The organism is Rothia kristinae NBRC 15354, assembly GCF_001570865.1.
GTDB classification, from domain to species: domain Bacteria; phylum Actinomycetota; class Actinomycetes; order Actinomycetales; family Micrococcaceae; genus Rothia; species Rothia kristinae.
Map to the genome: position 1 here is coordinate 110,753 of NZ_BCSM01000003.1, position 19,353 is coordinate 130,105.

At 73.7% G+C, this 19,353-nt stretch carries 14 protein-coding genes; 13 read left to right on the forward strand and 1 reads right to left on the reverse strand.

The window, feature by feature from the left end; genetic code table 11:
- Nucleotides 1–31 precede the first annotated feature (31 nt).
- From KKR01S_RS02935 to KKR01S_RS02950, 4 genes are all read left to right on the forward strand, one after another.
- Nucleotides 32–874: a purine-nucleoside phosphorylase gene (locus KKR01S_RS02935; protein WP_439709793.1), complete on the forward strand. Its 843-nt coding sequence runs from the start codon at nucleotides 32–34 to the stop codon at nucleotides 872–874.
- A gap of 54 nt (nucleotides 875–928) precedes the next feature.
- Complete coding sequence (locus KKR01S_RS02940; RefSeq protein WP_061225263.1) at nucleotides 929–2,677, forward strand: phospho-sugar mutase; 1,749 nt, start codon at nucleotides 929–931, stop codon at nucleotides 2,675–2,677.
- 52 nt (nucleotides 2,678–2,729) lie between these two features.
- The gene (gene deoC, locus KKR01S_RS02945; RefSeq protein ID WP_061225264.1) at nucleotides 2,730–3,386 is read left to right on the forward strand and encodes a deoxyribose-phosphate aldolase; all 657 of its coding nucleotides are present in this window, start codon (nucleotides 2,730–2,732) and stop codon (nucleotides 3,384–3,386) included.
- A 119-nt stretch (nucleotides 3,387–3,505) separates the two neighbouring features.
- Nucleotides 3,506–3,823 carry a hypothetical protein gene (locus tag KKR01S_RS02950; RefSeq protein WP_061225265.1) on the forward strand — a complete coding sequence of 106 codons (318 nt, stop codon included), beginning with the start codon at nucleotides 3,506–3,508 and terminating at the stop codon, nucleotides 3,821–3,823.
- A gap of 150 nt (nucleotides 3,824–3,973) precedes the next feature.
- On the opposite strand, the gene mfd is transcribed toward KKR01S_RS02950, so the two are convergent.
- Nucleotides 3,974–7,603 carry a transcription-repair coupling factor gene (gene mfd / locus KKR01S_RS02955; RefSeq protein WP_061225266.1) on the reverse strand — a complete coding sequence of 1,210 codons (3,630 nt, stop codon included), beginning with the start codon at nucleotides 7,601–7,603 and terminating at the stop codon, nucleotides 3,974–3,976.
- 364 nt (nucleotides 7,604–7,967) lie between these two features.
- Here mfd and KKR01S_RS10920 point away from each other — a divergent pair, with 364 nt between their 5' ends.
- The 9 genes from KKR01S_RS10920 to KKR01S_RS03000 all read left to right on the forward strand — a co-directional run bounded on the left by KKR01S_RS10920 (nucleotide 7,968) and on the right by KKR01S_RS03000 (nucleotide 19,347).
- Entirely contained in the window at nucleotides 7,968–9,002 is a 1,035-nt protein-coding gene (locus tag KKR01S_RS10920; protein ID WP_061225267.1) for a hypothetical protein, read from the forward strand.
- 180 nt (nucleotides 9,003–9,182) lie between these two features.
- Nucleotides 9,183–9,920 carry a hypothetical protein gene (locus KKR01S_RS02965; protein WP_061225268.1) on the forward strand — a complete coding sequence of 246 codons (738 nt, stop codon included), beginning with the start codon at nucleotides 9,183–9,185 and terminating at the stop codon, nucleotides 9,918–9,920.
- Between the two features lie 97 nt (nucleotides 9,921–10,017).
- Complete coding sequence (locus KKR01S_RS02970; RefSeq protein ID WP_061225269.1) at nucleotides 10,018–13,227, forward strand: fibrinogen-like YCDxxxxGGGW domain-containing protein; 3,210 nt, start codon at nucleotides 10,018–10,020, stop codon at nucleotides 13,225–13,227.
- Nucleotides 13,224–13,970, forward strand: a complete 747-nt coding sequence (locus KKR01S_RS02975) for a CDP-alcohol phosphatidyltransferase family protein (RefSeq protein ID WP_055684364.1) — start codon at nucleotides 13,224–13,226, stop codon at nucleotides 13,968–13,970. Before KKR01S_RS02970 ends, KKR01S_RS02975 begins: the two co-directional genes overlap by 4 nt.
- Complete coding sequence (locus KKR01S_RS02980) at nucleotides 13,967–14,890, forward strand: glycosyltransferase family 2 protein (protein ID WP_058731478.1); 924 nt, start codon at nucleotides 13,967–13,969, stop codon at nucleotides 14,888–14,890. The genes KKR01S_RS02975 and KKR01S_RS02980 overlap by 4 nt, the downstream gene beginning before the upstream one ends.
- Nucleotides 14,891–14,894: 4 nt before the next feature.
- Nucleotides 14,895–16,187 (forward strand): O-antigen ligase family protein, encoded by a 1,293-nt coding sequence (locus KKR01S_RS10925; RefSeq protein WP_064724922.1) that lies wholly within the window; start codon nucleotides 14,895–14,897, stop codon nucleotides 16,185–16,187.
- On the forward strand, nucleotides 16,184–17,677 hold the full coding sequence (locus KKR01S_RS02990) for a lipopolysaccharide biosynthesis protein (RefSeq protein ID WP_055684362.1): 1,494 nt from the start codon (nucleotides 16,184–16,186) through the stop codon (nucleotides 17,675–17,677). The genes KKR01S_RS10925 and KKR01S_RS02990 overlap by 4 nt, the downstream gene beginning before the upstream one ends.
- Before the next feature lie 62 nt (nucleotides 17,678–17,739).
- Entirely contained in the window at nucleotides 17,740–18,855 is a 1,116-nt protein-coding gene (locus tag KKR01S_RS02995; protein WP_055684361.1) for a YveK family protein, read from the forward strand.
- 42 nt (nucleotides 18,856–18,897) lie between these two features.
- On the forward strand, nucleotides 18,898–19,347 hold the full coding sequence (locus KKR01S_RS03000) for a glycosyltransferase (RefSeq protein ID WP_055684360.1): 450 nt from the start codon (nucleotides 18,898–18,900) through the stop codon (nucleotides 19,345–19,347).
- Nucleotides 19,348–19,353: the final 6 nt, after the last annotated feature.

Genomic DNA, 19,353 nt, shown 5'->3' on the forward strand with positions numbered 1-19,353 from the left:
GCACGTGGGGCCCTGCTGATACCGTGGTGGGGTGAACGACGACGCCGCGCAGCTGCCCTCCTCGCACCCCGATTTCCCGCCGAACCGCGCCGCCCGCGAGGCCGCGGCCCGCCTGGCCGAGATCACGGGGGTGCCCCGCCACGATGTGGCCCTGACCCTGGGCTCCGGGTGGGGTGAGGCCGCCGAGCTGATCGGGGAGACCACCCACGAGATCCCCGCGGAGCAGATCCCCGGCTTCCACGCCTCCGGGGTCGCCGGGCACAGCGGCACCCTGCGCTCGATCCGCACCGAGGACGGGCGCCGCGCCCTGGTGATCGGCGCGCGCACCCACTTTTACGAGGGCCGGGGCGTGCACGCCGTCGTGCACGGGGTGCGCACCGCGGCCGCCGCGGGCGCCCGGACCATGATCCTGACCAACGGGTGCGGCGGCCTGCAGCCGGACTACGCCCCGGGCCAGCCCGTGCTGATCCGCGACCACCTCAACCTCACCGCGGCCTCCCCGCTGGCCGGCGCCCACTTCGTGGATCTCACCGACCTGTACTCCCCGAGGATCCGGGAGATCGCCCGGGAGGCGGACCCATCCCTGACCGAGGGGGTCTACCTGCAGCTGCCGGGCCCCCACTACGAGACCCCCGCGGAGATCCGCATGGCCCGCACCCTGGGGGCGGATCTGGTGGGGATGTCCACGGCCCTGGAGGCGATCGCCGCGCGCGCCGCCGGCATGGAGGTCTTCGGGATCTCCCTGGTCACCAACCTGGCCGCGGGGATCTCCGCCTCGCCCCTGTCCCACGAGGAGGTCCTGGCCGAAGGCCGGGCCGCCGGCCCCCGCATCTCGCGCCTGCTCGCGCAGATCGTGGCGGGCCTGAGCTCCTGATTCGGGCTCCGCACGAGCCACCCGCACACCGCCACCATCGAGGAGAGCACCGCCATGTCCGATCTCGCCGCCCTGACCGAGCAGGTCGAACGCTGGGTGGAGTCCGATCCGGACCCGGAGACCCAGCGGGAGCTGCTGGACCTGCTCTCCCGTGCCGAGGACGATCCCGCAGCCGCCCGGGAGCTGACCGAGCGCTTCTCCGGAACCCTGGGCTTCGGCACCGCGGGCCTGCGCGCGGCCCTGGGCGCCGGCCCGATGCGGATGAACCGCGTCGTCGTCGCGAAGGCCGCCCACGGGCTGGCCGCGTACCTGACCGGGCGGGCCGAAGAGGAGAGCTGGGGTGCGCCGCGCGCGGTCATCGGCTACGACGCGCGCCGCAAGTCCCAGGTCTTCGCCCGGGACACCGCCGCGATCTTCACGGCCGCGGAGATCGACGCGTACCTGCTGCCGCTGCCCCTGCCCACCCCGGTGCTGGCCTGGGCGCTGCGGCTGCTGAAGGCCGACGTCGGGGTCATGGTCACCGCCTCCCACAACCCGGCCCAGGACAACGGGTACAAGGTCTACCTCGGCGGGCACGCCGTGGACGCCGCCGGGGACGGAGCCCAGATCGTCCCGCCGTATGACGCCGAGATCGCCCGGTGCATCGAGGCGGCCCCCGATGCCGATCGGATCCCCCGGGCCGACGAGGGCTGGACGGTGCTGCCCGAGCGGATCGCGCGCGACTACGAGCACCAGGTCTGCGATCTGCTGCCGGGCTTCGCCCCCTCCCGCCGGGACCTGTCCGTGGTGCTGACCCCGATGCACGGGGTCGGCGGGGAGGTGGCCTCGATGGCCCTGTCCCGCTGCGGCTTCGACCAGCTGAGCGTGGTCCCGGAGCAGGCCCTGCCGGACCCGGCCTTCCCCACCGTCGCCTTCCCCAACCCGGAGGAGCCCGGGGCGATGGATCTGGCCCTGCGGCTGGCTGAGACCCGCGGGGCGGACCTGGTGATCGCCAACGACCCCGACGCGGATCGGGCCGCTTTCGCGATCCCCGTCCCGGCCGACCGGGCGCAGGGGGTGGGGCGCATCAGCCCCGTCGCGCCGGACTGGCGGATCCTGCGCGGGGATGAGATCGGGGCGATCCTCGGGCAGGTCATGCTCGAGCGGATCCCGGCGGGTCAGGCCCAGTCCGCGGCCTTCGCCTCCTCGATCGTCTCCTCCCGGCTGCTCGGGGCGATGGCCGCGGTGCGCGGGGTGCGCCACGTGCAGACGCTGACCGGCTTCAAGTGGATCTCCCGGGTGCCCGGGCTGGTGTACGGCTACGAGGAGGCGCTGGGCTACTGCGTGGCCCCGCAGCTGGCCCGGGACAAGGACGGCATCTCCGCGGCCCTGCTGCTGGCCGACTGCGCCGATCGGCTCAAGGGGCAGGGTCGGACCCTGCTGGACGTGCTGGACCGGCTGCACACCGAGCACGGGGTGCACGCCGCGGATCAGCTCTCGGTGCGGGTGCAGCGCCTGGAGCTGATCCGGGAGATGATGCTGCGACTGCGAGCGCAGACCCCGCGGCAGCTGGCCGGCTCCCCCGTGGTGGCCGTGGAGGACCTGCGGGACGGGCTGGCCGGCCTGCCGCCCACGGACGCGCTGCGGCTGCTCAGCGAAGACGGCTCGCGGGTGATCGTGCGGCCCTCCGGGACCGAGCCCAAGCTCAAGTGCTACCTGGAGACCGTGGAGCCGGTCTCCGGGGACCTCCCGGCCGCCCGCGCCCGGGCCGCGGAGCGTCTGGCGGCGGTGCGTGCGGATGTCGCCGCGGCCCTCGGGATATGATCTGCAACACAAGACCGTGAGCATCACCCACCGCCCAGAGACCGAGGACCCCATGGACACCGAACTCGCCGCCATCATCGACCACACCCTGCTCGCCCCGGACGCCTCCGCCGAGCAGGTGCGCCGCATCTGCGCGGAGGCCATTGAGTACGGCTTCGCGGCCGTGTGCGTGAACCCCGTGTGGGTGCCGCTGGTCGCGGCGCAGCTGGCCGACGCCGCCCCCCGCACCTGCGCCGTCGTCGGCTTCCCCCTGGGCGCCAGCACCACGGCCTCCAAGGTCTTCGAGGCCCGCGAGGCCGTCGCTGAGGGGGCCCAGGAGATCGACATGGTCATCGACATCGCGACGGCGATCGCCGGGGACGAGACCGCGCTGACGGAGCAGATCCGGGCCGTGCACGAGGCCGTGGCCGAGGGCGGGGCGATCCTCAAGGTCATCATCGAGGCCTGCCTGCTCACCGACGAGCAGAAGACCCTGGCCTGCCGGGCCGCGGTGGCCGCCGGCGCGGAGTTCGTGAAGACCTCCACGGGCTTCTCCACCGGCGGGGCCACCGTCGAGGACGTGCGCCTGATGCGCGCGGTGGTCGGCCCGGACATCGGGGTCAAGGCCTCCGGCGGGATCCGCTCCCGCGTGGACGCCCTGGCCATGATCGGCGCGGGCGCGAACCGCATCGGGGCCTCCAAGGGCCCGGCCCTGGTCTCCGCGTCCTGACCTGCGCCCCGCCCCGGGGCCTCCCTATACTGGGGTCAGACGCATCACCTCGGTCTGGCGCGCATCGGCATCCGATGCCCGCGCTGGGACCCATCATCACGAGAAGGACGGAAGGCACCATGTCCAGCACCACCCATGCCGAGACCGGACGCACCGCGCAGACGGGGCAGCGCCGCGACGGCGCCACCCGGGTCCGCACCCACTCCGGGCAGGGCCACCTGGCCTCCAACATCCTGACCTTCATCCTGTGCTTCGCCCTGCTGTGCGGCTCCCTGGTGCTGTTCTCCTACTGGATCTCGGATCCCAAGGCCGGGCCCGTCTTCGCCCTGGCGATCGCGGCCTACGTGGTGACCTTCCTGATCCCCCTGTGGCTGCTCAGCGGCGGCACCCGCAAGCACTCCGTGAGCGGGCGACGCACCATGCACGACCCCGCCTGATCCTCCCACCGTGCGCGCCACCCGCGCACGGCACCCGCCGCGAGGGCCCCCTGACCGGATCCGGTCAGGGGGCCCTCGCGCACCCGGAGGTGCGGCGGACGAGCTCGCCGTCCGGGCGGGACGCGCGGGCGGCGAGCTCGCGCCGGGCGCTCAGGCGAGGATCGCGTCGATGAACTCCCGGACCCAGGCCAGGATCTGCCCGTCCACCAGATCCTTCCCGCCCACCGGCGCCGTCTTGGGCTTGGGCACCAGGATCTGCCGGGTCTCGGTGCCCGGCACAGGCTTCACGAGCGCCCCCGGATACATCCTCTCCAGGCGCATCCGCCGGGAGTCCGGCAGGTCCACCGGGTGGAAGCGGATCTTGGCGCCCATGGTCATGATCTCGCTCAGACCCGCGGCCCGGGCGCGGATGCGCAGCCGGGCGATGGCCAGCAGGTTCCTGGCCGGCTCCGGCAGCTCGCCGTAGCGGTCGGCCAGCTCCGCGGCCACCTCGTCCACGGCCTCGTCGGTCGCCGCCGCGGCGAGGTTGCGGTAGGCCTCCAGGCGCAGCCGCTCCCCCGGCACGTAGTCGTGGGGCAGGTGCGCGTCCACCGGCAGCTCGATCTTCATCTCCGCCGGGGCCGCCTCCTCCTTCTCCCCGCGGAAGTCGGCCACGGCCTCCCCCACCAGGCGCAGGTAGAGGTCGAAGCCGACGCCGGCGATGTGCCCGGACTGCTCCCCGCCGAGCAGGTTCCCGGCGCCGCGGATCTCCAGGTCCTTCATCGCCAGCTGCATCCCGGCGCCCAGCTCGTTGTGGGCGGCCACGGCCTTCAGCCGCTCCAGGGCCACCTCCCCCAGCGGCTTCTCCGGCGGGTAGAGGAAGTAGGCGTAGGCCCGCTCCCGGCCGCGTCCCACGCGACCGCGCAGCTGGTGCAGCTGGGAGAGCCCGTAGTGGTCCGCCCGGTCCACGATCAGCGTGTTGGCGTTGGAGATGTCCAGGCCGGTCTCCACGATGGTGGTGCACACCAGGACGTCGAAGCGCTTCTCCCAGAAGTCCACGATGATCTGCTCCAGCCGCGCCTCGCTCATCTGCCCGTGGGCGACGGCGATGCGCGCCTCCGGGACCAGCCGCTGCAGGTCCGCGGCGGTGCGGTCGATCGAGGAGACCCGGTTGTGCACGAAGAACACCTGGCCCTCGCGCATCAGCTCCCGGCGGATCGCGGCGGCCACCTGCTGGTCCGTGCTGGGCCCGACGAAGGTGAGCACCGGGTGGCGCTCCTCCGGCGGGGTCGCCAGGGTGGAGGTCTCCCGGATCCCGGTCAGGGACATCTCCAGGGTGCGCGGGATGGGGGTCGCGGACATCGCCAGCACATCCACGTTGGTGCGCAGGGTCTTCAGCTTCTCCTTGTGCTCGACGCCGAAGCGCTGCTCCTCGTCGATGATCACCAGCCCCAGATCCTTGAACCTCACGGCTTGGGAGAGCAGCCGATGGGTGCCGATGACGACGTCCACGGAGCCGTCGGCGATGCCGGCCTCCACGGCCTGGGACTCCTTGGGCGTCTGGAACCGGGAGAGGGTCACCACCCGCACTGGGAAACCGGAGAAGCGCTCGGTGAAGGTCTCGGTGTGCTGCTGGGCCAGCAGCGTGGTGGGCACCAGGATGGCCACCTGCTTCCCGTCCTGCACGGCTTTGAAGGCGGCGCGCACCGCCACCTCGGTCTTGCCGTAGCCCACGTCCCCGGAGATCAGCCGGTCCATCGGCGTCTCCTTCTCCATGTCCGCCTTGACCTCGTTGATCGTGGTCAGCTGATCCGGGGTCTCGATGTAGGGGAAGGCGTCCTCCAGCTCCCGCTGCCAGGGGGTGTCCGGGGCGAAGGCATGCCCGCGGGAGGCCATGCGCGCGGAGTACAGGCGGATCAGGTCCGCGGCGATCTCCTTGACGGCCCTGCGCGCCCGGGACTTGGTCTTGGCCCAGTCCGAGCCGCCCATCTTGGACAGGGTCGGGGCGTCCCCGCCGACGTAGTTGGTGACCTGGTCCAGCTGGTCCGTGGGCACGAACAATCGGTCCTTCGGGGCCCCGCGCTTGGCCGCGGCGTACTCCAGGACCAGGTACTCCTTCATCGGCTTGGGCTGACCGGGCTTGACCATGGCCCCGGCGATGGGCCGCTGGATCAGCTCGACGAAGCGGCCGATGCCGTGCTGCTCGTGCACCACGTAGTCCCCGGCCTTCAGGGCCAGCGGGTCCACGGCGTTGCGACGGCGCTTGGCCGGCAGCTTGCGCATGTCCCTGGTGGTGTACGGGCTGGCCCGCCCGAGCACGTCCGCCTCGGTGAGGAAGGCGATCTTCGCCTCCTCGAGCACGAAGCCGGTGCCGTGGGCGGCGGTGGTCAGGGCGATGACCCCGGGAGCCGGAGGTTCGGTGAGGTCCTCGTGGATCGCGGCCGGCAGATCGGCGTCGCGGAACAGCTCGGCCAGGCGCTTCAGCGGTCCGGGGCCCTCGGTCACCGCGACCACCTGCCACTGCTCGCGCACGTGCTGGGCGACGACCTCGAGCAGGGCCTGCACGTCCCCGGCGAAGGTCAGGGGCGCGCGCACCGCGATGGTGAGGGTGTCGGCGTCGTCCTCGATGGCATCGTCCACGCCCAGGCTCGTGATGGCCCACCAGCCGATCCCCGTCTCCAGGGCCTGGGCCCGGGCCTCGGCGACGTCCATGAAGGACCCGGCGGCAAGACCCGTCTCCTGCAGGTCGATGGGCGCGGCCTGCCCGTCGGAGGCCTGCTCCCAGGCGGCCAGCAGGAACTCCTGGTTGGTGGCCACCAGGTCAGCCGCGCGGGTGCGGATCCGCTCCGGCTCGCACAGCACCGCCAGGGAGCCGGCCGGCAGGGAGGCGACGAGGGTGGTCATGGCGTCCACCAGCAGCGGCGCGAGGGACTCCATGCCCTCCACGTAGATGCCGCCGGCGATCCGCTCGAGCATGGACTCCGCGCCCGGCAGGGAGTCCTTCAGCTTCGCGGCCCGGGACATCACGGCCGGGGTGATGAGGATCTCCCGGCACGGCGGGGCGATCAGCTCCTGCGGGTCCCGCCCGTGCTGGGGGGTGAAGGTGCGCTGATCCGCAACGGCGAACCACCGCATCTGCTCGACCTCATCCCCGAAGAACTCGATGCGCACCGGGTGGTCCTCCACCGGGGAGAACACGTCCAGGATGCCCCCGCGCACCGCGAACTCCCCGCGGCGGGTCACCAGATCCACCCGGGAGTAGGCGGCATCGGACAGGGCCTGCACGGTCTGCTCGAAGTCCCGCTCCTCCCCCCCGGCCAGGCGCACCGGGCGCATCGCGTCCAGGGAGGCGGCGATCGGCTGGAGCACGGAGCGGATGGGGGCGATGACCACCCGCGTGCCATCCCGCTCCTCGGCCAGCCGGCGCAGCACGGCCAGGCGCTGGCCCACGGTGTCCGAGCGCGGGGAGAGCCGCTCGTGCGGCAGGGTCTCCCACGCAGGGAAGCGGGTCACGGCCTCCTCCGGCAGGTAGGAGCCCAGGACCGCTTCCAGGTCCTCGGCCTCCCGGTCCGTGGCGGTCACGGCCAGCACGACGGGCGCGTGTCCGTCCGCGCGCCCGCTGGCGGCGTCCGCGGCGGCCAGGCCGTCCGAGATCTGCGCGACCAGCGGGGCGCGCAGCCCCTCGGCGGCGCCGATGACCGTCTCCGCGGAGCGCTGCGCGGCGGGCACGGAGGCCTGGCGCAGCACGTTGGCGAAGGTGGGCTCCTGGGACAGCGCGGTGCGCAGACCGGTCAGGCTCATGGTGTCGGAATCCTCACGAGGGCGGGCGAGCGGAAACGGGGAACCTCACCAGGCTAGTCCCCGTCCCGCGGCGCGGGAACGGGATTGCTCGCCCGGCGAACGGCGGGACGGGCGGCGCCCGGGCGGGCGCAGCCGTGATCGGATGCACGTCCCAGGCGTGGCGTCTGCCGGTTTGGAGTAGCATCATGGGCACTGGAACAACTGAATACTGCGGTGCCCGCGAGCTCGGGGGAGCTCAGGGCGCCGTCTGTCGCATCATCTAGGGGGAAGAATGCGCAGGAGCATCATCGCTCAGCACCCGTCGACGCCGTCTGCGTCGGCTCATTCACATCTCACCGCCGCCCCGCGGGGCGGGTCCGCCCGCGTGCGGGGACGCGCCCGGGCGGCGCTGCCGCTGTGCGCCGGGCTGGCGCTGGCCGGCCTCGTCGTCGGTCCGGCTCAGGCGGATCAGGACGCCGCGGCCCCGGCCGCGCAGTTCGCGCCCAGCACGCCGAGCAAGCACATGCGCCAGGACGGCGCCCGCGTGCTGTCCACCGTGGACCTGCCCGGCCCGCTCACCGACCTGCGCCTGGGCGACTCGCCGCTGGACGCCCAGCTGGACTGCTCCAGTCTCACCGTGCAGCAGGGCGCCAGCTCACAGGGACGGCTGCCGGAGGCCTGGAGCACGGTGCAGCCCTCCGCGGTGGACTGCCGGGACTCCGGGTTCGTCCTGGGCCTGCCGGACGTTCCCGAAGGGCAGGTGCTGCGCATCACCTACAGCGCCACCCACGCCCCCGGGGCCACCGAGGCCCTGAACCGCTACGAGGTGAGCAGCCGGGAGGCCAGCGGCGCCTACACCGCGACCCTGGCGCTGACGGCGCCGGACAGCGTGCCCGGACCCAGCGCCAGCCCCTCCCCGTCGGCCACCACCCCGACCGCCCCGCAGCCCACGCCCTCGGCGACGGCCACCCCGTCCCCGAGCGCCTCCGCCACGCCGTCGGCCACCCCGTCGCCCCGTGCCACGCCCTCCGCGTCGAGCACGCCGTCGGCGACGGCCACGCCCTCCGGCGCGAGCACGCCCTCGCCCTCGGCCAGCACCTCCGCCGTGCCCTCCGCTCCGGTCACCCCGGAGGCCGGGGGCTCGAGCACGCCCTCGGCCTCCGCCAGCACGGCCGCGGCCCCGGCGCCCACCTCCGCCGGCCCCGGGGATCGCATCCCGACCCTCGGCGAGCAGGCCCAGCCCGCGGCCGGCACGACCGCGGAGCAGCCGACGTCGAGCACCGCGTCGTCCGGTGATCGGCTGGCCTCCACCGGCGCCGCCGTCACCGGCTGGAGTATCCTCGGCGTCGGCCTCCTGGCCCTGGGCGGGGCCCTCCTGGTCCTCGCCCGCCGGCGTCGGCTGAACCGCCGGGACGCCTGAGGCCGTCCTCCGGACGCGGCGGCGGGCGGGGCCCGCCGCCGCACCCGGACTCGGGCCTCCGCCGGGAGCCCGCCGGTCATCGCCGGCATCACCGCTCGCGCACCGGGCGCCCCTCCCCGCCGCACGACCGGCCGGGAGCCGGCCATCGCATCACATCGCACGTCTTCTCAGGGGGAATCCATGACGGAGCACCACCATCCCGTCGCCCGCACCCGCCGGATCGCGGTCGGGGTCCTGATCCTGGCCCTGGTCCTCGGGTTCGGTCTCTGGTGGGCGCTGGCCCGCACCGGAGCGGACCACGAGGCCGGCGACGCCGAGGCATCGGAGACGGCCGCGGCCTCCGCGGATCCCTCCCACCCGTCCGCGCAGGCTTCGGCCTCCCCGCAGCCCTCGGCCCCGGCCACCGCGATCGCCGATCCCGAGGCCCCCAAGGACAGCTTCACCGACGCCCCCGCCCCGCAGGACGCCGAACCCCAGGCCCTGGACGCCGCCCTGGCCGCCCAGGAGGAGGCCGCCGGGAAGCAGGCCGAGGAGACCGAGGACTCCGCGGACGCTGGGGAAGCGGACCCGGAGGAATCCGCGCCCGGCGCGCAGGAGCTGGCCCAGCACCTCAGCGGGTCCGCCCTGGAGGAGGCCCTCGCGGAGCTCAGCGAGGCGCAGGCCAACGGCTGGCGCATCGAGGGGCGGCCCCGCGTGGTCGGGCAGCCCCGGATGCGCACCCTCGAGCACGACGGCGCCCCCGCCCGCCAGCTGGCCGTCTGCCTGGACTCCAGCGACGTGAAGGTCCTGGACCAGGCCGGCAAGACGCTGGGCACCGGCTCCGGACCGGAGCGGGTCCTGAATCTCTACACCCTCGTCCAGCAGGACGGCACCTGGATGGTCGCCGAACACGCCCTGCCAGCGGACACCGCCTGCTGAGCCGAAGCCCGGCCACCGCGCTCGGGCCCCGGGCCCGCCGGCCCGGCCCCCACGCTGCACACCCATCACCCACCACCTCACCCGAAACGAGGCCCCCATGTCCCGACTCCTCTCCGGCCGCCGCCGGAACCACCCGGCCGAGTCCTCCTCGGCCCCGGGCCGCCGCCTGCGCCTGAGCGCCGCCGGAGCCCTCGCCCTGCTGGTGGCCCTGCCCCTGGGCGCCGCCCCGGCCACCGCCGCCCCGTCCGAGGCGGATGGCCGTTCCCAGGAGACCGCCGCGGCCTCCTGCTGGGAGATCAAGCAGAACGACCCCTCCGCGAAGTCCGGGACCTACTGGCTGTGGACCCCGCAGCTGCCGCAGCCGCAGCAGTTCCACTGCGACCAGGAGACCGACGGCGGCGGCTGGGTCATGATCGGGCGCGGCCGCGAGAACTGGAAGGAGACCTACGCCGGCACCGGCTCCGCCCAGGACATCGCGGACACCCCGGACGGCACCGGCGCCTTCTCCACCGCCCAGCTGCCCTCCACCACCGTGGACGCCCTGCTGAACGGGCAGGCCCCCACCGAGCTGTCCGACGGCATCCGCCTGCGGCGGGCCCTGGACACCTCCGGCAGCCAGTGGCAGGAGGTGCGGATGCAGCGCAAGTACTCCCCGCGCTGGACCTGGACCTTCCGCTCCCAGACCCCCCTGACCTCCTTCTCCTTCGACAACCCCTCCTCCGGCAGCTCCTGCAGCTGGTGGCAGATCTTCTGCGGCAGCGGCTCCTCGTACGGCTCCGACTACTCCACCTCGCGCCCCACCGCGGATCAGACCACCGAGTACTTCGGCCAGCCCGGCAACCGCGCCTACAACCGGGTGCTCTTCCGGGAGTCCAAGGACCAGGGCTACGTGACCGGCTTCGGCTACGACCGCAGCGTGCTCCCCGGATCCGTCTCCTCCGGCGTCGGGCAGAACCCGTCCTCCTACCTCTGGTCCGAGACCAACGGCTGGGCCCAGCCCTTCACCCAGATGTACCTGCGCCCCAAGGTGCGCAGCAGCGACCTCGCCGGTCTGCAGACCGCCGAGAACGGCTCCTACACGGCCTCGGACCGCCGCGAGCTGCCCAACAGCGGCGCGGAGAAGACCTCCTGGGGCGCCACCGGCTACGCCAACGGCACCCGCACGGAGATGAACACCCAGGTCCAGGCCTTCGCCGAGGTGGACGGCACCGTCTTCGTGGGCGGGAACTTCGCCAAGCTCAACCGCGGATCCGATGCCGGCGAGAGCTTCGACCAGTCCTACCTGGCTGGTCTGGACCGGGACACCACCGCTCCCCGGCAGGAGTTCCGCCCCCGCCTGGACGGGCAGGTCAAGGCCATGGCCGTCGTGGACGGCAAGCTCGCCATCGGCGGGGAGTTCACCCACGTGAACGGCGAGGACCGTCCGGGCTTCGCCGTGCTGGACCCGCGCACCGGAGCGCTGGATCCCGCCTGGTCGGACGTGCGCCTGGAGAACCGCACCAAGACCGGCGTGGTGCAGGTCAAGGCGATGGACGTGCGCGAGGGCTCCCTGTACCTGGCCGGCGCGTTCACCCACACCACCGGACCGGACACCCCAGCCGTCTGGGCGCGCAACGCGGTGCGCATCGGCATCGCCGACCGGAAGCCGGACCGGAACTGGAACCCCAACTTCAACGGCACGGTCAACGGCATCGGCGCCAGCACGGACGGCGAGCGCGTCTACGCCGCCGGGTACTTCAGCCGCTCCAAGGACAGCTCCGCCTTCCGCCTGGCCGCCGTGAACGCCTCGGACGCCGTGCAGCCCCGGGAGTGGAACTACAAGCCCAGCTACACCCCGGCCTCCCCGGATCAGGTCATGTGGGGCTTCCAGTTCGACGTCCAGGACACCGATGAGGGCCAGGTCTGGGTCGGCGGCACCGAGCACATGCTGCACCGCTACGACTCCCGGACCCTGCAGCGCACCGGCTCCAACATCACCCGCGACGGCGGGGACTTCCAGTCCCTGTCCTCCTCCGGGCGCACCCTGTACGGCTCCTGCCACTGCGGGGATTGGACCTACCAGGGCGCCCAGTACCACTCGCAGAACGACTCCGCCTGGGATGTGGCCGATGAGATCAGCCTGATCGGCGCCTGGGATGAGCAGACCGGGAGCTACCTGCCCGAGTTCAACCCGGATCTGAAGGGCCCCGGCGGCTGGGGCGTGTGGTCCAGCTTCACCGACTCCCGCGGGGTCCTGTGGGCCGGGGGCAGCCTGGATCGCTCCGTGTCCGTGTCCGGCTCCTCTCAGTGGAGCGGCGGATTCGTCCGCTTCGCCCCCCGGGATGTGCAGCCGCCGGCCGTGCCGCAGTCCGTGGCCGTGACCGCCGGTGAGCGCGACGCCGTCACCTGGGCCCCCGTGGCCGAGAAGAACGTCACCTACCAGGTCCTGCGCGACGGCAGGGTGATCGGCTCCACCCGGGAGAACCGCCTGGAGGTCTCGCATCGAGACGGCGCCCGGTACGCGGTGCGAGCCATGGACTCGGCCCAGAACCACTCGGCCACCCTGGTTCCCGTCGCCGCCGGGCAGAAGCCGGAGGAGGAGCAGGCCCCGCAGACCCCGGAGCCCACGCCCACCCCCGAGGAGCAGACCTCCGCCTCCCCGGAGGAGCAGCCCAGCCCCTCGGCCTCCGAGCAGGCCTCCGCCGAGCCCGAGCCGAGCGCCTCCGCCTCCCCCGAGGAGCAGACCACGGCCGAGCCCACCCCCTCCGCCACCGAGCAGCCGCGGGAGACCGCGCTGGTCGAGGAGTCCGACGAGTGGGAGTACCGCCAGGCCGAGACCGCCTCGGATCCCTCCTGGAACACCGATGATCCCGCGCAGGAGGACGGGTGGCACCGGGGCACCGCTCCCCTGGGCTGGGGCTCGAAGGATCTGGGCACCACCCTGGAGCGCGCCGCCTCCAAGCCGCTGACCACCTACTACCGCAAGACCGTCCGGCTGGAGAAGGGCCACGGGGATCTCCGGCTGCGGACCTGGGCCGATGACGGCCTGCTGCTCACGGTCAACGGCAAGGAGGTGCGCCGGGAGAACCTGCCCGACGGGAAGATCACCCTGAGCTCCTATGCCACCGCCGCTCCCCGCACGGGCGCGGCCCGAAAGAGCCCGATCACCGTGACCATCCCCGCCGAGGATCTGCCGGAGGAGGGGGAGATCGTGCTGGGCGCCGAAGTCCACGCCAACTACCGCTCCACCCCGGATTCCAGCTTCGGCCTGACCGCCGCGCTCCTCGCGCCCGCGGGTGCCGCCGAGGATCAGGAGGACGCCCGATGAGCCGCTCCCAGACCGACCGTCCCGGCTTCGCCGAGACCCTCCGAGCCCTCAACGGCGCCCAGAAGCCCGGGCACGGCGTGCCCGCCTACACCCGGTGGGTCAACCGCCGGGCGGCCCGGGTCTTCGCGGCCGGCGCCGTGGCGCTGGGGATCGGCCCCAACGGGGTCACCGCGGTCTCCGCTCTGCTGTCCGCCGGGGCCATCGCGGTGCTGCTGCTGGCCGATCCCACGGTGCTCACCGCCGTGATCGCGGCCCTGCTGTTCGCCCTGGGATACGCGATGGACTCCGCCGACGGCCAGGTGGCTCGGGTCACCGGGGCCTCCTCGCCCGGCGGGGAGTGGCTGGACCACGTCGTGGACTCCGTGCGCGTGCCCGCCATCCACCTGACGGTGGCCGTCGGGTTCCTGCGCCACCCCGAGCACTTCCCCGGCCACGGCTGGGGCTCGGCCTGGATGCCGCTGCTGTTCTGCGTGGTGGCGGTGGGCCACTTCATGAGTCAGATCCTCGCCGAGCAGCTGCGGCGCACCCGCCGCACCGCCGCGCCCTCCTCGGGCGGGACGCTGCGCTCCTTCCTGAACCTGCACATGGACGCGGGCACGCTGTGCTGGATCTTCCTCCTGTGGGGCTTCGGCACCGTGTTCGTCATCGCCTACGGCCTGCTGCTGGCCGCGACCGTCCTGACCGTGGCCGTGTCCATGCGCCGCAAGTACCAGTCCCTGAACACCCCGGGAGATCCCTCATGAGCACCCTGCCCCGCGTCACCGCGGTGATCGCCACCATCGGACGTCCGGAGCTGCTGCGCCGGGCCGTGCGCTCCCTGCTCGCCCAGGACTACCCGGGGGAGGTCGAGGTGATCGTCTCCTACGACCACATCGCCATCGACCCCCTCGAGGACGTGGCGGTGCCCGCCGGGCGCACCCTGCGCACCGTCGCCAACCAGCACCGCCAGGGGCTGGCCGGCGGACGCAACACCGGGGCGCAGCTGGGCACCGGGGAGCTGATCGGGTTCTGCGACGATGACGACGAGTGGCTGCCCGGCAAGCTCGACGCGCAGGTGCGGCTGTGGCGCGAGCACCCGGAGGCCGCGGCCGTGTCCTGCTCGGTGCTGCTGCGCAGCGACGGACGGGACCATCGGATGCTCGCCCCCGCCCGCGCCGAGTTCGAGGACCTGCTGCGGGACCGGGTGGCGGCCCTGCACTCCACCTCCACCATCTACCGGCGGGAGGACCTGCTGCCCGGCGGGGCCATCGGCCCCTTCGACGAGGAGCTGCCCGCCTCCTACGGGGAGGACTACGACTTCCTGCTGCGCACGGCCCGCACCGGCCCCATCCTCAGCGTCACCGCTCCCCTGGTGCGGGTCCTGTGGGATCGTCCCTCCTTCTTCGCCCGCCGCTGGGAGAACATGGCCGCCGGTCTGACGTACCTGCTGCGCAAGTTCCCGGAGTTCGAGTCCAGCCCGCGCGGGCTGGCCCGCATCGCCGGGCAGGTGGCGTTCTGCCACGCCGCCGCCGGACACCGCGGCCGGGCGCGCACCTGGGCGCGGGCGGCCCTGCGCCGGGATCCCCGCCAGCTGCGCGCTTGGGCCGCCCTGGTGGTGGCCGCCGGCGTCATCTCCGGGGAGACCCTGGTGCGGTGGGTGGAGAAGACCGGGAAGGGGCTGTGACCCCTTGACCGCATCCGCCGCCGTGCGCCCCGCCGCCGAGGCCTCCGCTGCCCGCCCCCGTCCTGCCGCCGGCGGGCGGGCCCTGCCGGCGTGGCCGCTGCTGGGTCTGATCTGGGGCTACCCGGTCCTGTGGGCGCTGGGGCTGTCCCAGTTCGCCCCCACGGTCCTGTGCCTGCTCATGCTCGCGCTGCTCCTGCTGCGCGGGCACCTGCGGGTGCTGCCCGGCCTGTGGGCCTGGGGGGCGCTGCTGCTGTGGATGCTGGGCTCGACGGCGATGCTCGGCTCGGCCACGGACCTGATCGGCTGGGGCATGCGCTTCACCGTCGTGCTCAACGCCGGGATCTGCGCGCTGTACTACGCCAACGCCCGCGAGACCCTCGGCCCGGATGCGGTGCTGCGTGCCCTGTCCGGGCTCTGGGCGGCCTGCGTGCTGCTGGGCTGCCTGGGCCTGGCCTTCCCCGAGGCGCGCCTGAGCACCCCGATGGGCGCCATCATGCCCGGCGGGCTGCTGTCCAACGACCTCGTGCACGACTACGTCGCTCCCCGCCTGACCGAGACCCAGCAGCCGTGGGGCGCTCCGGCCCCCTACATCCGCCCCTCCGCACCGTTCGTCTACGCCAACAGCTGGGGACTGGCCTACGCCCTGCTCACCCCGGTGGTGGTGGCCCGCCTGCTGCGCGGGGCGCGGCTGCGCGTGGTCCTCTGGTACGCGGGCCTCGGCGCGCTGTCCGTGATCCCGGCCCTGGCCTCCAGCAACCGGGGCATGTTCCTCGGGCTGGGTCTGTGCGTGCTGACCGTCTGGATCCGGGCCGGACTGCGCGGCCGGTGGGCCGCGGTGGCCGCGGGCGGGCTGGGGCTGCTGGCCGCCGGCATCGCCCTGTTCGCCTCCGGCGCCGCGGGCTCCGTGCTCGCCCGCCAGGAGTACAGCGACTCCACGGGCGGGCGCAGCGCCCTGTACCGGGCCACCTGGGAGCGCTCCCTGGAATCTCCCCTCCTGGGCCACGGCACCACCCAGATGGAGCCCTCCGTCGGCGTCTCCCTGGGCACCCAGGGCTACCTCTGGACACTCCTGTTCTGCTACGGGTTCGTCGCCGCGGCCCTGTTCCTGTGGTTCCTGCTGGGCGCGGTGCTGCGCTGGGCGCGGCCCGTGGGCACCAGCGGCCTCTGGCTGCACGCCGTGCTGGTCTCCTGCTGCCTGATGTTCGTCTTCTACTCCTTCGACACCATGCAGATGATCACCCTGCTGCTCCTCACTGCCCTGCTGGGCCGCGCCCGTCTGGACGGTGATCCGCTGTGAGCACCCGCCGTCCCTCCCTCGCCCGCTCCGGGGCCCTGTCCTCGGTGTTCGTCCTGTACGGGGCCGCCGCGGCCTTCGCCGCCTCGCTGATCGTCTCCAACGCGATCGGCGAGCGCGGGGCCGGCAGCTTCTTCAACATCATGGCCCTGTTCACCATCGCCACCTCCTTCAGCGTCTTCGGCGCGGACACCGGCCTGGTGCGCACGGTCTCCGCCCAGACGGCTCGCCCCGGCGGCACCCCGGTGCGCGATCTCGTGCGCTTCGCCGCCGGGCCCGTCCTGCTGCTGTCCGCGCTCACCGGTCTGGCCGGGGTGGCGTGGAGCCTGCTGGCCCCCGACGCCGGGGAGGCCACCCGCACCGCGGTGCGCATCGCCGCGCCCTTCCTCGTGCTGGCCGCGGCCATGACCCTGGTCTTCGGCGTCCTGCGCGGGGACCAGCAGGTGGTGCGCTTCACCGCCCTGCAGAACGGGCTGCTGCCCACCCTGCGCGTGGGCGCCGTGGGGGCGGCCGTCCTGCTGGGCGGGTCCATGGGGCTGCTGGCCGCGGCCTGGACGGTGCCCGTGCTCGTGGTGCTGGCCGTGGGCCTGCCCCCGGTGCTGGGGATCCTGCGCCGGGACGACGCCCGCCACCAGCCCGGGGTCCCGGCCTCCGAGCACCGGGAGACCCGAGCCTCCTTCTGGAGCTTCAGCTCCGCCCGAGGGGTGGCCGCCCTGGTGGAGGCCGTCCTCGAATGGGTGGACGTGATCGTGGTCGGGGCGGTGATGGGCCTGGCCGCCTCCGGGATCTACGGGGCGGTGAACCGGTGCGTGCGCGTGGGAGTCATGGTCGAGCACACCGCGCGCGTGGTCACCGGACCGGCCATCAGCGCCGCCCTGGCCTCCGACGCCCTGGAGCGGGCCCGCCGGATCTTCGTGGACACCACGCGGGCCCTCGTGATGCTCGCCTGGCCGTTCTACCTGACGCTCATGCTCTTCGGCCCCGGGATCCTCGGGATCTTCGGTGCCGGCTTCCCCCTGGGCGCCCAGGCTCTGGTGATCATCTGCCCGGCCATGATGCTGGCGATGTCCGCCGGCGGCGTGCAGTCCGTGCTGCTGATGGCCGGGCGCTCCCGGTGGCAGCTGTACAACAAGCTCTCCTCGCTGGCCGCGGCCGTGGCGCTGAACCTGACGCTGGTCCCCCTGTGGGGGCTGCGCGGGGCGGCTACGGCCTGGGCCGCCGCCGTGCTGATCGACTGCGGTCTGGCCGCCGAGCAGGTGCACCGGCGCCTCGGCATCCGCGCCCGGCCCGCCGAGCTGCTGCCCGCCGCCGGCCTCGCCCTGGGGGTGGTGGGCCTGGGCGGGCTGCTGGTCCGCCTGCTGCTCGGCCCCGGCCTGGTGGGGCTGCTCGTGCACGCCGTCGCCGTGTGCGGGGCGTACCTGGCGCTGCTGTGGATCCTGCGCCGCCCCCTCGGCCTGGAGGCCTTCCTCTCCGCCCGCCGACGCACCGGATGAGCCGAACGCCGATGCCCGACCCCCGAACCGACCCTCCCGTCCCCGTACCTCCTGGAGAACCGATGACCATCCGCCCCGCTCCCGCCTCCGCCGAGGCCGTTCCCACCGCCGGCGAGCAGGCCCGCCGCGTGCTGCGCCGGTGGCCCACCCTGCTCCTCGTCTGGGGCCTGGTCCTGCTCCTGGCCCTGCTCCTGGGTCTGCTGACCCCGCGCAGCTACACCGCCTCCACGGAGGTCCGGGTGGATCCGCTGAGCTCCGTGGTCACCGCCGCCCCGTCGGCCGGCCAGAAGGTGGAGATCGCCACCGAGCGCAAGATCGCCGCCTCCGAGGAGGTGGCCCGCCGCGCCCACGAGCAGGAGAAGCGCTTCGGCACCCAGCAGCTGCGCTCGCACGTCTCGGTCTCCTCGGACACCGGCACTTCCGTGCTGACCTTCGAGGCTCACGCCGAGGACGCCGGACAGGCCGCGGACATGGCCGACGCCCTGGCCCAGGCCTACCTCGACCAGCGGGCCGAGGACGTGGACCAGGCCGTGGACGAGGCCGTGCGGCACCTGGACGAGCAGATCGGCGGACTCTCCCCCGAGGCGGACGAGCAGCAGGTGCGCCGGCTGCGCGAGGCCCGGGCCCAGGCCCTGGCCGCCCCGCGCCAGGCCGGCGCCGTGATCACCCCGGCCGATCAGGACGAGCACTCCTCCTCCCCCGGCCTGGCCTACTACCTGCTGGCCGGGCTGATCGGCGGCTTCCTCCTGGGCGTGGTGGCCGCCGCGGTGCGGGACCGCACCGATCCCCGGGTCGCCTTCCCCGACCGGGCCGCCCAGATCCTGGACGCCGAGGTCCTGGAAGCCGACGCGCAGGACCTGCCGGAGCAGACCGCGCTGCTGTGGCGCCGGTGGGGCCTGCGCCCCGGCGTGCAGCCGGGCTCCGCGACCGTGCTGAACCTGCCCGCCGACGAGTCCATCGGGTGGCTGGTGGCCGATTCCCTCCAGGAGACCAGCGGGGCCGAGACGCACCACCTGAGCCTGACGGGGGTGGACGCCCGCACCGCCGAGGAGCTGGACCGCAGCCAGCGCCTGATCCTGGCGCTGAGCCCCACCACCCGGCGTCGCGCCCTGCGGCGCCTGGCCGCCGCCTGCCGCCGCGCGGACCTGGAGGTGGACGCCGTCATCCTGCTCCGCTGATCCGCTGAACCGCCGCCTCACCGCCTCCGAAGGAGAACCACCATGAAGCTCATGCTCGTCGCCTCTGCCGGCGGCCACCTCGCCCAGCTGCTGGCGCTCAGGTCCCTGTGGGAGCACCACGACCGAGCGTGGGCCACCTTCCGCCTGCCCGAGGTGGAAGCCGCCCTCAGCGGGGAGACCGCCTACTGGGTGCACCACCCCACCACCCGGAACCTGCCCAACGCCGTGCGCAACCTGCGCCTGGCCTGGCGCTCCCTGCGCCGGGAGCGACCCGACGCCGTGATCTCCACCGGCGCCGCGGTCTCCGTCTCCTACTTCATCGCCGCCCGCCTGCTGGGCATCCCGACGGTGTTCATCGAGGCCTACGACCGCATCACCATGCCCACGCTCAGCGCCCGCCTGTGCTACCCGTTCTGCGACCTGTTCGTCGTGCAGTGGGACCAGCAGCAGGAGGCGTTCCCCGAGTCCGTCAACATCGGCGCCGTGCTGTGAGCGCGC

What these genes read in the sequence shown, in the direction of transcription:
- KKR01S_RS02940 (WP_061225263.1), top strand. Translation starts at nt 929, where the DNA reads ATGTCCGATCTCGCCGCCCTGACCGAGCAGGTCGAACGCTGGGTGGAG.
- deoC (WP_061225264.1), top strand. Translation starts at nt 2,730, where the DNA reads ATGGACACCGAACTCGCCGCCATCATCGACCACACCCTGCTCGCCCCG.
- KKR01S_RS02950 (WP_061225265.1), top strand. Translation starts at nt 3,506, where the DNA reads ATGTCCAGCACCACCCATGCCGAGACCGGACGCACCGCGCAGACGGGG.
- mfd (WP_061225266.1), bottom strand. Translation starts at nt 7,603, where the DNA reads ATGAGCCTGACCGGTCTGCGCACCGCGCTGTCCCAGGAGCCCACCTTC.
- KKR01S_RS02965 (WP_061225268.1), top strand. Translation starts at nt 9,183, where the DNA reads ATGACGGAGCACCACCATCCCGTCGCCCGCACCCGCCGGATCGCGGTC.
- KKR01S_RS02970 (WP_061225269.1), top strand. Translation starts at nt 10,018, where the DNA reads ATGTCCCGACTCCTCTCCGGCCGCCGCCGGAACCACCCGGCCGAGTCC.
- KKR01S_RS02975 (WP_055684364.1), top strand. Translation starts at nt 13,224, where the DNA reads ATGAGCCGCTCCCAGACCGACCGTCCCGGCTTCGCCGAGACCCTCCGA.
- KKR01S_RS02980 (WP_058731478.1), top strand. Translation starts at nt 13,967, where the DNA reads ATGAGCACCCTGCCCCGCGTCACCGCGGTGATCGCCACCATCGGACGT.
- KKR01S_RS02995 (WP_055684361.1), top strand. Translation starts at nt 17,740, where the DNA reads ATGACCATCCGCCCCGCTCCCGCCTCCGCCGAGGCCGTTCCCACCGCC.
- KKR01S_RS03000 (WP_055684360.1), top strand. Translation starts at nt 18,898, where the DNA reads ATGAAGCTCATGCTCGTCGCCTCTGCCGGCGGCCACCTCGCCCAGCTG.